At 73.5% G+C, this 13,611-nt stretch carries 12 protein-coding genes and 2 pseudogenes; 8 read left to right on the top strand and 6 right to left on the bottom strand.

Annotation, left to right across the window (positions count from 1 at the left end):
• Window positions 1–13: 13 nt before the first annotated feature.
• A complete protein-coding gene (locus ACZ7KF_RS23500) occupies window positions 14–838 on the bottom strand; it encodes a helix-turn-helix domain-containing protein (RefSeq protein ID WP_471078479.1) in 825 nt (274 codons plus the stop codon).
• A gap of 366 nt (window positions 839–1,204) precedes the next feature.
• Between ACZ7KF_RS23500 and ACZ7KF_RS23495 the strand changes: the two genes are divergently transcribed.
• Window positions 1,205–1,681: an ATP-binding protein gene (locus ACZ7KF_RS23495; RefSeq protein ID WP_471078267.1), complete on the top strand. Its 477-nt coding sequence runs from the start codon at window positions 1,205–1,207 to the stop codon at window positions 1,679–1,681.
• A gap of 107 nt (window positions 1,682–1,788) precedes the next feature.
• Here ACZ7KF_RS23495 and ACZ7KF_RS23490 read toward each other — a convergent pair whose 3' ends face one another.
• The 3 genes and pseudogenes from ACZ7KF_RS23490 to ACZ7KF_RS23480 all read right to left on the bottom strand — a co-directional run.
• On the bottom strand, window positions 1,789–2,058 hold the full coding sequence (locus ACZ7KF_RS23490; protein ID WP_420803409.1) for a DUF397 domain-containing protein: 270 nt from the start codon (window positions 2,056–2,058) through the stop codon (window positions 1,789–1,791).
• Between the two features lie 439 nt (window positions 2,059–2,497).
• Window positions 2,498–2,755, bottom strand: coding sequence for a 30S ribosomal protein S18 (gene rpsR / locus ACZ7KF_RS23485; RefSeq protein WP_471078263.1), 258 nt, complete (start codon window positions 2,753–2,755; stop codon window positions 2,498–2,500).
• Window positions 2,755–2,946: pseudogene (locus ACZ7KF_RS23480) on the bottom strand (cobalamin biosynthesis protein CobW); the annotation flags it as partial. The pseudogene ACZ7KF_RS23480 and the gene rpsR, both read right to left, overlap by 1 nt.
• On the opposite strand from ACZ7KF_RS23480, the pseudogene ACZ7KF_RS23475 reads away from it, so the two are divergent.
• The 4 genes and pseudogenes from ACZ7KF_RS23475 to ACZ7KF_RS23460 form a co-directional block, all read left to right on the top strand.
• A pseudogene (locus ACZ7KF_RS23475) lies at window positions 2,892–3,020 on the top strand (50S ribosomal protein L28); the annotation flags it as partial. The pseudogenes ACZ7KF_RS23480 and ACZ7KF_RS23475 sit on opposite strands and share 55 nt — an antisense overlap.
• Window positions 3,020–3,331, top strand: a complete 312-nt coding sequence (rpsN, locus tag ACZ7KF_RS23470; RefSeq protein ID WP_471078260.1) for a 30S ribosomal protein S14 — start codon at window positions 3,020–3,022, stop codon at window positions 3,329–3,331. The pseudogene ACZ7KF_RS23475 and the gene rpsN, both read left to right, overlap by 1 nt.
• A 102-nt stretch (window positions 3,332–3,433) precedes the next feature.
• Entirely contained in the window at window positions 3,434–3,889 is a 456-nt protein-coding gene (locus ACZ7KF_RS23465; RefSeq protein WP_471078256.1) for a hypothetical protein, read from the top strand.
• A 250-nt stretch (window positions 3,890–4,139) separates the two neighbouring features.
• A complete protein-coding gene (locus ACZ7KF_RS23460; protein ID WP_471078254.1) occupies window positions 4,140–4,655 on the top strand; it encodes a DUF4232 domain-containing protein in 516 nt (171 codons plus the stop codon).
• Between the two features lie 3 nt (window positions 4,656–4,658).
• Here the strand turns inward: ACZ7KF_RS23460 and ACZ7KF_RS23455 are convergent, their stop codons facing one another.
• Window positions 4,659–5,768, bottom strand: a complete 1,110-nt coding sequence (locus ACZ7KF_RS23455; RefSeq protein WP_471078251.1) for a DUF2786 domain-containing protein — start codon at window positions 5,766–5,768, stop codon at window positions 4,659–4,661.
• Window positions 5,769–5,924: 156 nt separating this feature from the next.
• On the opposite strand from ACZ7KF_RS23455, the gene ACZ7KF_RS23450 reads away from it, so the two are divergent.
• The 3 genes from ACZ7KF_RS23450 (at window position 5,925) to ACZ7KF_RS23440 (ending at window position 9,354) form a co-directional block, all read left to right on the top strand.
• A complete protein-coding gene (locus tag ACZ7KF_RS23450) occupies window positions 5,925–6,551 on the top strand; it encodes a LysE family translocator (RefSeq protein WP_471078248.1) in 627 nt (208 codons plus the stop codon).
• A 103-nt stretch (window positions 6,552–6,654) separates the two neighbouring features.
• Entirely contained in the window at window positions 6,655–7,416 is a 762-nt protein-coding gene (locus ACZ7KF_RS23445) for a Clp protease N-terminal domain-containing protein (protein WP_471078245.1), read from the top strand.
• A 246-nt stretch (window positions 7,417–7,662) separates the two neighbouring features.
• Window positions 7,663–9,354: a bifunctional 3'-5' exonuclease/DNA polymerase gene (locus tag ACZ7KF_RS23440; protein WP_471078242.1), complete on the top strand. Its 1,692-nt coding sequence runs from the start codon at window positions 7,663–7,665 to the stop codon at window positions 9,352–9,354.
• 61 nt (window positions 9,355–9,415) lie between these two features.
• Here the strand turns inward: ACZ7KF_RS23440 and ACZ7KF_RS23435 are convergent, their stop codons facing one another.
• Window positions 9,416–13,072 carry an AfsR/SARP family transcriptional regulator gene (locus ACZ7KF_RS23435; RefSeq protein WP_471078476.1) on the bottom strand — a complete coding sequence of 1,219 codons (3,657 nt, stop codon included), beginning with the start codon at window positions 13,070–13,072 and terminating at the stop codon, window positions 9,416–9,418.
• Between the last annotated feature and the right edge of the window lie 539 nt (window positions 13,073–13,611).

Raw genomic sequence — 13,611 nt, 5'->3', positions numbered from 1 at the left:
TCGTACGTGCGCGTCAAGAGAGTTGGAGGAGTCCTCGCAGAAGATCCCGGCTCTCGTCCGGGCCCGGGCTGTCCTGCTGCAGTTCCTTCAGGGCCTGCTCGTACTGGGCGACGTCCTCGCGCTTGTCCAGGTAGAGGGCGCTGGTCAGCTGCTCCAGGTAGACGACGTCCGACAGGTCCGCGTCGGGGAAGCTGAGGAGGGTGAAGGCGCCGCTCTCACCGGAGTGCCCGCCGAAGCTGAACGGCATGACCTGGAGCCGTACGTTGGGCCGCTCGGAGATGTCGATCAGGTGCTGGAGCTGGCCGCGCATCACCTCGCGGTCCCCGTAGGGGCGGCGCAGGGCGGCCTCGTCCAGGACGATGTGGAACTCGGGGGCGTTGTCGGCGAGCAGGTACTTCTGCCGCTCCAGGCGCAGGGCGACCCGGCGTTCGACGTCGGCGACGCTCGCGCCCTTCATGCCGCGCCGGACCACCGCGCGGGCGTACTCCTCCGTCTGGAGCAGGCCGTGCACGAACTGCACCTCGTACGCGCGGATCAGGGAGGCCGCGCCCTCCAGGCCCACGTAGGTGGGGAACCAGGTGGGCAGGACGTCGGTGTAACTGTGCCACCAGCCGGCCACGTTGGCCTCCCGGGCGAGGGAGAGGAGCGACTCCCGCTCCGCCTCGTCGGTGATGCCGTAGAGCGTCAGCAGGTCTTCCACGTCTCTCGTCTTGAAGCTCACCCGGCCCAGCTCCATCCGGCTGATCTTCGACTCGGAGGCGCGGATGGAGTACCCCGCCGCCTCGCGCGTGATCCCCCGCGCTTCACGCAGTCGCCTGAGTTGCGAGCCGAGCAGCATCCGCCGCACCACCGATCCGGGCTCTCCCGCGCTCACGTTCGCCGCCTCCCCAACCGTCTTCAGGGCCCGAAGTCTGCCACTAAAACGCTTCGCGCAGTACTCGTCCGGTTACGGAAACGGAAAGACCTCGGCCGTTTCCGCCGGGTCCGGATCGGGAAGAGGTCCGGACCTCTGACAGGACCCGTCAGGAAGATGGCAGAAAAAATGGCCAAGAAGTGGTACGGGCAGTGCCATTTCGGTCGCGTGCACGTGCATCTGCCCTTGCATCTGCTCTACGCATCCGAAACCATGGGTGCCGCGCCACCGCTGCATCGCAACGACCGCGAATTCCCGGGAGTGCCTCGCATGGGGACGAATGGATCGACCATGCTCAAGCCGTTACGGCAGGGCCTTCCGCCGCTGGATCCCGCGGCCGTGTCCGATGCCGCCTCCTGCGCCCTCCCCGCCCGCTACGAGGCGGTGCGCGAGGCCCGGCGCTTCACCCGGAAGACCCTGGAACAGTGGGACGTCGGCGACCGTTTCGACGACATATGTCTCGTCGTGTCCGAGCTGGTCACCAACGCGCTGCGCCACGCGGTACCGGCCGAACCGGCCGGTGCCGACCAACGCCAGCCGCCCGTGCGGCTGCACCTGCTGCGCTGGAGCGAGCGGCTGGTGTGCGCGGTACGCGACCCGAGCCACGAATCCCCGGCCCCGCGGGACTCGGAGGACTTCTCCGCCGAGTCGGGCCGCGGGCTGTTCCTGGTCGACTCCTTCGCCGACAGCTGGGGCTGGCACCCGCTCGCGGGCGCGCTCGACGGCAAGGTCGTCTGGGCGCTGTTCCGGCTGCGCACGGCCGGCTGATCCGGGCACGGGACGACGGACGCCCAGGGGCTACGCGCGTAAACCCGTCGCACACCGGTCCCTCCGACATCGTTGCCACCACCCGGACCGGCCCGCGGGCCGAACGGTCAGCTCACGATCAGATGGTCGAACTCGCCGTCCTTGACGCCGAGGAGCATCGCCTCGATCTCCGCGCGCGTGTAGACGAGCGCGGGCCCGTCCGGGAACCGCGAGTTGCGTACGGCGACCTCGCCGCCCGGCAAGCGCGCGAACTCCACGCAGGAACCCTGCGAGTTGCTGTGCCTGCTCTTCTGCCAGGCCACTCCGTCCAGCTGCGTGGCAGCCATGCCGTTGTACACGTCGTACCCCCCGTACACGCCGTCAACGTCGCGGTCCACAGGTCGCTCCCCGGTGGTGCACTTGGCTGATGTGGCCATAGATGCTGTGGTCAACTGACCCGGATCATAACTCTGTTCACGTGCAGATGCATGAGCAGATGCACGTGCACGAGGGGTGGTCCCACGGTTACAGCTTTGACGTCCGCTTTACCCGAGCTGCTCCAGCCCTTGCCCCGGAGCAGGCAGGACATGCTCCGGCCGGCCGCCGCCCATGATCTCGCGCGCTCGTCCGAGCCGAGTCGTCCGGATCGAATCCCTCGTGCACTAGGAAGAGACGCGTACCGCGCCCTTCCTGTTCCAGCGTTCAGGTGACGGTCCGGTCCGCGGGATGGCCGGATCGGCGTCCGCCCACCGGAGGGACGGCATCCGCTCGGTGTCGTAGGCGGGCGCCCGCTCCTCTACGCGCCGGAGAACCGGGCGCCCGGACGCGGGACGGGGGTCATCCGGTACCGGTGGCCGACCTGGGGCCGGAAGTCCTCGGCGGCAGCGCCGTCTCGCGGGCGTTCTCGACGGCCCGGGCCGGCAGCCGCTGCTGCCGGGCGGTGATCCGGGTGACCCGGCGGCCGCGGATCACGCCTCGGTCCGAGACGGACTTCCGCAGCAGGTCGGCGTCCTCGTAGTCGATGCACGTGATCCCGGCACGGTCCAGAGGGTTCGGCCGGTCCTGGGCGGGCTTGCGGTCGCTTCCGGGCGGCATCAGATCTCCGGCAGGGTGCCGAAGGCGGGCGGGAGCTTGCGCCAGGAGTCCCGCCCGGCGGCGTACTCGGCGTCGGTGAGCAGGCAGGACTCCAGCAGGTGCGTGAGTCCCTCGCGGTCGAGGGCGGGCGAGGTGAAGACGAGGGCTGCCGAGCGAGGGCCGGTACGTCCGGCTGCGGCTGAGCGCGCGGGCCGTCAAGGCGGTGGACGCGCTCGGCGTCGAGGCGGCCGTCGCCCGCATCCGGGCCCGGGGGGTGCGGGTCTGATGGCGAAGAAGAGCGAGATCGCCAAGAACGAGCGGCGCAAGGAGATCGTCGCCCGGTACGCCGCCCGGCGCGCCGAGCTGAAGGAGATCATCCGGCGGCCGTCGTCCTCGGACGCCGAACGGCTCGCCGCGCAGCGGGAGCTGCGCGGACAGCCGCGGGACGCCGGCGCCGCGCGCGTGCGCAACCGCGACCGCGACCGGGTCGACGGCCGCCCGCGCGGCTGTCTGCGCGCCTTCGGCCTGTCCCGGATCCGTCTGCGGGAACAGGCCCTGCGCGGATTCCTGCCCGGTGTTCGGAAGTCCTCCTGGTAACTGCTGGTAGCTTGCGCTGCGGGCCGTCCGGCGAGGGCGGCCGGCCGCTACCGCTTGGGGGCTTCGGTGACATCTGCGACTGCGAAAGTGCGGAGCGCGGCCTTGGCCGCGGGACTGGCGGGCGCGCTGGCGCTGACCGCGTGCAGCGGCGGCTCCGGGGACGAGGGTGGCTCCTCGTCCGCGCCGAGCGCGTCCGGGGCCTCCTCCTCGGCCACCGGCTCCCCGACGGTGACCGGCGCCTCCGCCAAGCTCCAGGGCAGCTGGATCACCACCGCCGACGGCACGATCGTGGCCCTGGTGATCAACGGGAAGCAGGCCGGGATCTTCACCACCGGGGGGTCCGTGTGCAGGGGGACCGCGGGCGCCGAGGACGGCATGCAGATGATCCGTCTGACCTGTCCCGACGGCGGCAAGGACCGGACCACCGGCATGGTCGACTCGGCGGACGGCACGACGCTGAAGGTGACCTGGTCGGGCAAGGCTGGCCAGGAGACGTACACCAAGGCCGAGGGCGGCAAGCTGCCGTCGGGGCTGCCGACGGTCCCCGTCAAGCAGTGACGGCACCCGCACCTGCCGACGGCACCCGTGCAGCGGTATCGGCAACTCGAAGCTGCCGCCGGCACCCGTGCAGCGGTGACGGCACCCTCGAAGCTGCCGTCGGCACCCGTGCAGCAGTGACGGCAGCGGTGGCGCCGTGAAGGGATGCGGGCCCCCCTGAAGCGGTGAATCCGTCCGGGGCGGGTGATCGCGCCCCGGACGCAGGGGCCATGATGCGAGGAGACCGTCACGACTCGATGGGAACCTGCTCATGCGCGCCATTCCGCTCACCGTCACCGCTCTCGCCGCCGCTCTGCTGCTGACCGCCTGCAACGACAGCGGCGGGGGCAAGAACGGCAAGAGCAGCTCCGCCTGCCAGATCGGCGGTGTCTCCGTGCAGATCGGGTCGGCGAGCGTGGCACCGGCCGCCGGGGACACCGGCGAGATCCCGGTCAGCATCACCAACCAGAGCGCCCCCTGCACCCTGGACCACTTCGCGGGCGTCTTCCTGATCACCGGCAGCGGCGAGCAGGCCGTGCCGGTGCTCAAGGGCGCGAAGGCGCAGCAGCTGAAGCTCGCCAAGGGCGACTCCGCGACCTTCTCCATCAGCTACGTGCGCGGCAAGGACGGCGACAAGAACGCCCTGGCGGCGAAGACCGTGAAGATCGGTCTGCCCGGCTCCGCCACCAGCCGGAGCTTCCCGTGGTCCTACGGCCCGGTCGCCGGCAAGGCCGACGGAAGCGGGCCGGACGCCTCCGTGAGCGCCTTCCAGCAGGTCGGCGACTGACCCTCACTCCAGCCGCGGGCGGGCCCTCACCTGCGCCCGGTCCGCCGCACGGGCGCCCTCGGTCCACCCCTCCGCGTCGCTCACACCGCGCAGCCGGGTCGTGGTGGTCTCCGGGAACATGCGCTCCAGCCGGCCGGTGACGGCTATCGCGCGCGTGGCCAGCACCGGCAGCAGGTCCTGGGTCACCTGGGTCTCGGCGGCAGCGGCGAGCCGGTCGCCGACGCGATGCGCGTAGGCCGCGAGGAACGACTGCCGGAAAGTCTTGGTCCGCTTTCGTCCACCGGCCCGCTGGGCGGCTTCGGCCCTGGTCATCGCGTGCGTGGCCTGCACCAGCAGCGAGGTGTAGAGCAGCTCGACCGCCGCCAGGTCCGCCTCGAAGCCGACGACCGTGGAGAAGCCGAACGGTTCGTTCCACACCGCGCGGCAGTGGTTCGCCGTGGCCACCGCGTCCAGCAGGACGGCCTTGGCCTGTTCGTACGGCGGCTCGACCCCGATGCGGCAGGCACCGGGCGCGTCCGGCGCGGGTGCCTCGGCGGCGAGCAGCGCCTCGTCGACGCTGTGGCGGGCCATCAGCTCCTGCGCCTTGGCGCTGAGCGCCTCCGCCTCCTCCGGATAGCCGGTCGCCTCCGCCTTGGCGAGCAGGGCGCGGATACGGGTGAGCATGCGGGAGGCGGCCGGGCCGGGGGCACGGCGGGACTCCTCCTCCAGAGGCTCCAGGGCGGGCAGGCGCAGCAGCAGGCGGTACAGCTCCAGGGCGGCCGTGGCGTGCGAGAAGCGGTCGGCGGTGCGTTCGGGGCCGGCGGGCAGCGCCGCCAGCTGGTCGGCCCAGCGGCGCCCGCGCGGGCGGTCCCGCCCGGCCTGCGCCCGGATCAGCCCGGCGGCCAGCCGGACGTGCGCGTCCTCCAGCTCGCGCCGCACCAGGCGTACGACATCGGCGGGCTGCCAGCCACGCTGCCAGGCCGTCGCGACGAAGTCCTCACCGCGGCGGGCGAGTTCGGCGTCGGCGGCCGGGTCGGCGGCGAGCAGGGACGCTCCCGTGTCGAGGCCGGCGTCGGTGGCGTCGTAGAGAGCGGCCCGGAAGGCCCGCTCGACGGTACTGGCAGCACTGGTCACGCTGACGATCGTGCCACGCGGCACCGACAGCGGGCCGCGGCTGTCCACACCCTGTGGACAGCCGGGAGCGCGCGGGTCCGCGGCCCGGCCCGCACAGCGCGTCTCACTCCCCGGAATTCCGCCCTTCGCGCGCGGGCGGCCACCGAGCATGGCGGCATGATGGACCCGTCTCTCTACGCGGCGTTCCTCGTCGCCGCGTTCGCGCTCTGCATCACCCCTGGCCCCGACATGATGTTCATCGTGGCGGTGGGCGGCCGGGGTGGCCCGGTGACCGGGATGACGGCCGCCGCCGGGGTGGCCTGCGCGATGTTCGTGCACGCCGTCGCTGCGGCGCTCGGGCTGTCCGCGCTGTTCCTGACCCTGCCCGCGCTCTACCACGTGCTGCGCTGGGCCGGCGCGGCCTATCTGCTGTTCCTCGCGGTCAGGGCGTTCCGGGGCGACGGTGAGCCGGCCGGCGCCGACCCGGAGCCGGCGAAGGGGCGTCGGCGGGCCTTCTGGCGCGGCGCCGTCACCAATCTCCTCAACCCGAAGGTGATCCTCTTCAACGTCTCCTTCCTGCCGCAGTTCGTGAACCCCGGCTTGGGGCACGTGCGGGAGCAGTTCCTCGTCCTGGGCTGCACGATCACGGTGATGGGCCTCCTGGTGGACGGCTCGGTGGGACTGCTCTCCGGCAAGCTCGCCTCGCTGCTGCGGCGCAGCCGGCGGGTGGCACGGGGCCTGGACTATTTCAGCGGGACGGTGTTCGCCGGGCTCGCGGTACGGCTGGCGGCCACGCCCAAGTAGGCCGGAGAGGCGCCGCGAAGAGAACGATCGGTCGACAGGCCGCTCGGGAGCGACTGTCAACCATCGGTTGACAGTCGCCAGGGGGCAACCTACGGTTGACACTATGGCGACCAACCCGAACATCACGGCATCCGTACGCCTCGACGACCTCATCGAGGCCATCAAGAAGGTCCACGTCGAACCCCTCGACCAGCTCGAGGACGCGGTGATCGCAGCCGATCACCTCGGCGACGTGGCCGACCATCTGATCGGCCACTTCGTCGACCAGGCCCGTCGCTCGGGCGCGTCCTGGACCGACATCGGCCGGAGCATGGGCGTGACCCGGCAGGCGGCGCAGAAGCGGTTCGTGCCCAAGGAGTCCGCCGACCTCGACCCCAGCCAGGGCTTCAGCCGCTACACCCCCCGCGCGCGGAACGTGGTCATGGCCGCGCACAACGAGGCACTGGCCGCCCGCAACGCCGAGGGCCGCCCCGAGCACCTGGTCCTCGGCCTGCTGACGGAGCCCGACGGCCTGGCCGGAAAGGCGATCACCGCGCAGGGCGTCCTCCTGGACGCCGTGCGGCAGGCCGCGACCGCGGCCCTGCCGCCCGCCGCGGACGACGTCCCCGACCTCGTCCCGTACGGGCCGGAGGCCAAGAAGGTCCTCGAACTCACCTTCCGCGAGGCCCTCCGGCTCGGCCACAACTACATCGGCACCGAACACCTCCTGCTGGCCCTGCTGGAGCACGAGAACGGCCAGGGCGTCCTCAACGGCCTCGGCATCACCAAGGCGGCCACCGAGGAGTACCTCGTCAAGGCGCTGGCGCTGCTGCTGGAGCAGCAGGCCGAGGCCGGCGGCTCGACGGAGGAGGGCACGCAGCCGTGAGCCGCGCGGGAGCACGGCACTGAGGTCGACGCTCGGGGGGCGGCGCTCTCGGGAGGTGGCGCTCCTGGGGGCGCTCCGAGGGGGGTGGCGCTCCCGGGCGCTCCAGGGGGTGGCGCTCCCGGGTGCTCTTGGGGGTGGCACTCCCGGGAGTAGGGCTTCCGGGGGTAGGGCCCTCGGGAGTAGGGCTCTCGGGAGAATCGGCGCAGGTCAGGGCGATTGTCAGACCCCCCTGCCACACTCGCAGTCATGACCGACCGGTGGGCGCTCGCACCGGCCGAGGACGGAGGCGTGGACGTCGCCCCCCTCGGCCCGGACGGGCTGCCCGCCGGGCCGGTGCGGCGGGAGAGCGATCTCGCCGAGGCGGTGCGGAGCCGCCCGGAGGTGACACGCTGGGTGTGGCGGTCGACCCCCGAGGTCTACCCGCGTCTGCTCGCCACGGGGGTGCGAGTGGAGCGGTGCTACGACATCGAGGACGCCGAGACCCTGCTGCTGGGCCACGAAGGCCGGTACGGCGAGCCACGCTCGGCCGCCGCCGCCCTGGCCCGCCTCCGCGGCGGCCCCGTCCCGCCGGACCCGCCGCAGCGCGCGGCCGAACCGGGCGCCCAGTCCCCGCTGTTCGAGCCCGACGGCATCCGCCTGCCCCTGCCGGACCTGCTCGCCGTCTACGCCGACCAGCTGCGCCGGCACGAGAAGACCGCCCACCCCGACCGGATGCGGCTGCTGACCGCCGCCGAGTCGGCCGGGATGCTGGTGGCCGCCGAGTTGAACCACGCCGGCCTGCCGTGGAGCGCCGAGGTCCACCGCGAGCTCCTGCACACCCTCCTCGGCGAGCGGTACGCGGGCGGCGGCGAGCCCCGCCGCCTGGCCGAACTGGCCGACGCGGTGTCCGCGGCCTTCGGACGCCGGGTGCGGCCGGATCTGCCCGCCGACGTGATCAAGGCTTTCGCGCAGGCGGGAATCAAGGTGAAGTCCACCCGCCGCTGGGAGATCCAGTCCATCGACCACCCGGCGGTCGAGCCGCTGCTGGAGTACAAGAAGCTGTACCGCATCTGGGTGGCGCACGGCTGGTCCTGGCTTCAGGACTGGGTGCGCGACGGCCGGTTCCGCCCCGAGTTCCTGGCCGGCGGTACGGTCACCGGGCGCTGGGTGACGAACGGCGGGGGCGGGCTGCAGATCCCCAAGGTGATCCGCCGGGCCGTGGTCGCCGACCCCGGCTGGCGGCTGGTGGTGGCCGACGCCGACCAGATGGAGCCGCGCGTGCTGGCCGCCATCTCCCGCGACCCCGGCCTGATGGAGGTGGCCGGCCGCGAGAGCGACCTCTACCAGTCCGTCTCCGACCGCGCCTTCGCCGGCGACCGGGACCAGGCCAAGATCGCCGTGCTCGGCGCGGTCTACGGCCAGACCTCCGGCGACGGCCTGAAGAACCTCGCCGCACTGCGCCGCCGCTTCCCCAGGGCCGTCGCCTACGTCGACGAGGCGGCCCGCGCGGGCGAGGAGGGCCGGCTTGTGCGCACCTGGCTGGGCCGTACCTGCCCGCCCGCCGCGGGATCGGGCGAGGACGCCGGGGAGGAGGCCGGCATCCCGGTCGCCGGCGAGGAGGAGCCGGAGACCCAGACCGGCTGGGTCCCGGGGTACGCGTCCGGCAACTCCCGTGCGCGGGGCCGCTTCGCGCGGAACTTCGTCGTGCAGGGCAGTGCCGCCGACTGGGCCCTGCTGCTGCTCGCCGCGCTGCGCCGGGCCTGCGCGGGGCTGGCGGCCGAGCTGGTCTTCTTCCAGCACGACGAGGTGATCGTGCACTGCCCCGCGGAGGAGGCCGACACCGTCGCCCGGGCCATCCGCGACTCCGCCGCCCTCGCCGGCCGGCTCACCTTCGGGGAGACCCCGGTACGGTTCCCGTTCACGACCGCGGTGGTGGACTGCTATGCGGACGCCAAGTAGGCCGCTCCACGCGGCGATCGGACGGTGACCGGGGCGCCCGGCGGTCCGGGTGCCGCCGGGTTCACTCGGAGGCCGGGCTGTCGTCCAGCAGCTCCCGCAGCTCCGCCAGGACGGTCTGCTCGTCCGTGCCGTCCAGCGCCGCGTGGGCCGATCGCCACGCGGCGTACGCCTCCGCCCGGCGCCCCTGCTCGCGCAGCAGGAACCCGTGCTGGTGCAGGGCCAGCCCGCCCATGTAACGGTCGGCGCGGGCGTCGGCCCGGCGCAGCAGCTCGGCGCACTCACCGGCCGCCCGCTCGGTCTGCCCCAGCTGGCGCAGCGCGCGGACCAGGCCGAGCCGGGTCTGGGACTCGCCGTGCCAGTCGCTGTAGCCGCCGAGGATGCGCAGGCTCTCCTCGAAGTGCCGGGCGGCGGCGGCCGGTTCGGCGAGGGTGAGATGGGCGTAGCCGATGTTGCAGTGCGCCGAGTGCCGCACGATGACCGCGTCGATCGTGTCCCCGATCGCCAGCGAGTGCCGGTGCTGCTCGATGGCGGCGCGCGGGTCGGTGTGCTCGTAGAGGTTGCCGAGGTGGCTGCGGGTGACGGCCTCGCCGTAGGGGTCGTTCAGCAGCCGCGAGTAGGCGAGGCTCTGCCGCAGCGCCTCCCCCGACTCCTCGAACCGCCCGAGCCCCTCCAGCAGCAGCCCGCGGTTGTTCAGGCAGCGCCGGATGCGGGAGGCCCTGCCCAGCCGCTCCCAGATCTCCAGGGCCCGGTCGGTGAGGACGAGGGCGTCGTTCTGCCGGCCGGTCAGGAAGTGCAGGCCCGCGAGGTCACCGAGCGCGTACGCCTCGGCCGCCGGGTCGTCGAGCCGCCGCGCCGCAGCGAGCGCGGCCTGCCCCAGCACCTCCATCTCGGCGACCCGTCCGCTGCGCTGCACGTAAGGGAAGAGCAGCCGTACGAGCACCGAGAGCGGGGCGGCCGTGCGCGTGTCGCCGGTGTCCGCGTTCCGAGCCACCAGGGCGACGACGTTCTCCAGCTCCGTCTCGCCCCAGGCGCAGGCCTCGTCGGCCGACTCGAAGTGCGCCAGAGCAGCCACGTCCGCCGCGTGCTCCGCCGGGTGCGCGGCGGTCGGCCGCCGCCGGTCGTCCTGATCGAGCCCGGGCCCCACGATCGCCGTCAACACCCGCTCGGCCACGGCGGCGTACCAGCGCAGCGCGGTGAGATCGGCGGGGTCGACAGGACTGGTGGGGTCGACAGGGCCGGTGGGGTCGACAGGGCCGGTGGGGCCGGGGGTCTCGGGGTCGGCCGTGGGTGCGGCGGTGCGGGGGCCGGCGTCGGCCAGTTCGCGGGCGAAGTCGCGGACCAGGTCGTGGGGTGTGTAGCGGCCGTACGCCGTCTCCTCCAGGAGGGCGACGTCGACCAGGCGGTCCAGGGCGGCCTCGGCGCGGCGCTCGTCGGTGCCGGTGAGGCGGGCGATCAGCGGAGCGCCGTACGTCGGCAGATCGAGCGCGCCGATGTGGCGCAGGGCGCGGGCCGCGTCCCGGTCGGCCTCGCGCCCGGCGGCGGCGAGCGCGTCGTGGGCGACGGCCAGGGAGCGGCGGACACTCAGGTCGTCGTACTCCAGGTGGCGCAACCGGCCTCCGGTCTCCGCCAGTTGTCCGGCCAGGACGTCCGGGGTGAGAGCACTGCGGGCGGCGAGCCGGGCGGCGACCACGCGCAGCGCCAGCGGGAGCCGGCCGGTCAGCTCGACCAGCGCGTGGTGCGCGTCCAGCCCCGGGCGCCCGCTCACCGCGCGTAGCAGAGCCGCACTGTCCTCGCCGGTCAGCGGCGAGAGCGGGAAGCGGCGCGCGCCGTCGAGCGCGGTCAGCGGCGAGCGGCTGGTGACGATCACCGCGCAGCCGGGCCCGGCCGGCAGCAGGGGCCGTACCTGGGCCGCGTTCGCCGCGTCGTCCAGCACCAGCAGGATGCGGGCGGGTGCGAGCAGCGAGCGGAGCAGCGCGGCGGCGGCATCCGGGTGTTCGGGGATGTTCCGGGGCTCGGCGCCGAGGTCGCGCAGCAGGGCGGTGAGCGCCTGAGCGGCGGTGAGCGGGGTCATGCCGGGGGTGGCGCCGTGCAGGTTGACGTAGAGCTGACCGTCGGTGAAACGTTCCCTCAACTCATGCGCGACGTGCAGGGCCAGCGCGCTCTTGCCGACCCCGGCCATGCCGCTGATCACCGCGACGGCGGGGGCCGGGGCGGGTGGCTCGGTCACCGCGCGGCTCAGCTCGCGCCGCACGTCGGAACGGCCGGTGAAGTGGGCGGGCGGGGCCGGCAACTGGGCCGGACGCGGGGTCTGCCGCCCGGCCCGCGCGGAGGCGGCGGGCGCTGAGGCGGGGGGTGCGGAAGCAAGGGGTGCGGGGGAGGCTGCGGGCTCGGAGGGTGCGGTGGCCGCGGAAGGTGCGGGAGCCGTAGGGGAAGTGGGGCCGGCCTCGGGGTACGCGGAGGTGGCGCCGAGGCCAGGGTGCGCGGGGGCGGCCCCGGGGTACGCGGAAGTGGCCCCGGAGTCAGGGTGCGTGGGTGCCGTAGGGGCCGCAGGGGCCGTGGGAGCCCCGGCGTCCCTGGCATCCCTCGTATCCCTCGTATCCCTGATGTCCCTGTCCCCGGTGTCCCCGGTGTCCCCGGCAAGCCTGGTCCTGCCGGGAGCGCCGGCGGGTGAGGTGGGTTCCCGTGGTGGTGGTCCGTCCGGCCCGGTCGGTCGCGCACCGGCGTGCGTCCCGGTCCACCGCTGCCCCTCGCGACTCCCCCGCAGCACCTCGACATGCGCCTCGCGGATCGCCGGACCGGGTTCGATGCCGAGTTCCTCCACCAGGTGGGCGCGCAGGTCACGGTGGACGGCGAGGGCCTCGGCCTGCCGGCCGGTGCGGTGCAGGGCGAGCATCAGCTGCCGGTGGAACGCCTCGCGCAGCGGGTGCTCGGCGACCAGGGCCGCCAGCTCGGGCACCAGCGCGGCCAGGCGTGCGCCGCCCAGGGCGAGTTCGGCCTCGTAGCGCCATTCGAGCAGGTGCAGCCGGGCCTCCTCCAGGCGCTGCACGAGGGCGTAGCCGCCGAGGTCGGCGGGGAGCCCGCTGAGCGGGGCGCCGCGCCACAGCACGAGCGCTGCGGCACAGGCCCGTACGACGACCGACCAGTCCCGCCGGGCGTGCGCGGCCCGCGCCTCGGCGACCCGGGCGTCGAAGACGTGCACGTCCAGCTCGCCGTGGTCGACCCGCAGCACATAGCCCGGCGGTACGGCCCTGAGCCGCTCGGGATCGTCCAGGAGCCGACGCAGCCGGGTGACGTGGTTGTGCAGGGAGGCCTGCGCGGAGACGGGCGGCGCACCGCCCCACAGCGCGTCCTTCAGCGACTCGACCGACACGACCCGGCCGGACTCCAGCAGCAGAGCGGCGAGCAGAGTGCGGACTTTGGGGCTGCCGATGGCCCGGACGCCGTCGTCGTGGGTGTTGTCAGGGGTGCCGTCGGGGACGCGATCAGGGGCGCTTCCGAGGGCGTCGCCGGACGCGTCGCCGCAGGTGTCGTCGCCGGCTTTCTCGGCCGGGTCGTCGGACGAGGACTCACCGGAGGCTCCGGGAGAGGGCGCACCGGAGACGCCCGCCGGAGAGACGCCGACGGTTCCGGAAGAGGTGTCGTACGACATCCCGTACGGCGGTCGGTCGTAGAGGACCGGTGGTCCCAGCAGTCCGAAGCGCAGCTCGCACCGCCGCATCACGCCGTTCCACTGCCTTCCCACACGGCCGGGGTCGACCGTGCTCCGCGGCGGGTGTGTACCCGCTGTCCTCTGGCGCATTCCCGCCCTGTCCACAACGGTTTCCCGCCACCTTCTGCCTACCGGTCCAGCGCCGGAATCCCCCTGCCCGCAGGGCTGTTCCCGTTGCCGCCGGACGACTTCCGGCCAGCCGATCCGCGACCCGCCGACGAACCGTTGGCCACATGTTAGCGATCCGTTGGCGAATCCTGATGTGATCATTCCATCGGATCTGGCCCGACGGCGCGCGCGTATTGTCGCGTTACTCGGGGGAGTGTCGCCGCAGGCTGGATCCGGGGACGACAAGGGCCCCGGCCGTCGGAGGTGAACGACCGGGGTCCCGTCCCGTTTTTCCGTTCCCGGCACGGCTTCACACGGACCGCGGCCTCACACGGACCGCGGCTCTGCACGGACCGCGGCTCTGCACGGACCGCGGCTCTGCACGGACCGCGGCTCTGTTCCCGGCCGTCCGTCTCCGGCCCGATGGCCTGCTCCTGGCT

The organism is Streptomyces sp. NPDC038200 (genome assembly GCF_055600785.1).
This window is presented reverse-complemented; position numbering and strand designations above follow the sequence as displayed.

Bases quoted from the DNA above. Each gene is read 5' to 3' on its own strand.
- ACZ7KF_RS23500 (WP_471078479.1), bottom strand. From the start codon at position 838: ATGCTGCTCGGCTCGCAACTCAGGCGACTGCGTGAAGCGCGGGGGATC.
- ACZ7KF_RS23495 (WP_471078267.1), top strand. From the start codon at position 1,205: ATGCTCAAGCCGTTACGGCAGGGCCTTCCGCCGCTGGATCCCGCGGCC.
- rpsR (WP_471078263.1), bottom strand. From the start codon at position 2,755: ATGCCGCCCGGAAGCGACCGCAAGCCCGCCCAGGACCGGCCGAACCCT.
- rpsN (WP_471078260.1), top strand. From the start codon at position 3,020: ATGGCGAAGAAGAGCGAGATCGCCAAGAACGAGCGGCGCAAGGAGATC.
- ACZ7KF_RS23460 (WP_471078254.1), top strand. From the start codon at position 4,140: ATGCGCGCCATTCCGCTCACCGTCACCGCTCTCGCCGCCGCTCTGCTG.
- ACZ7KF_RS23450 (WP_471078248.1), top strand. From the start codon at position 5,925: ATGATGGACCCGTCTCTCTACGCGGCGTTCCTCGTCGCCGCGTTCGCG.
- ACZ7KF_RS23445 (WP_471078245.1), top strand. From the start codon at position 6,655: ATGGCGACCAACCCGAACATCACGGCATCCGTACGCCTCGACGACCTC.
- ACZ7KF_RS23440 (WP_471078242.1), top strand. From the start codon at position 7,663: ATGACCGACCGGTGGGCGCTCGCACCGGCCGAGGACGGAGGCGTGGAC.
- ACZ7KF_RS23435 (WP_471078476.1), bottom strand. From the start codon at position 13,072: ATGCGGCGGTGCGAGCTGCGCTTCGGACTGCTGGGACCACCGGTCCTC.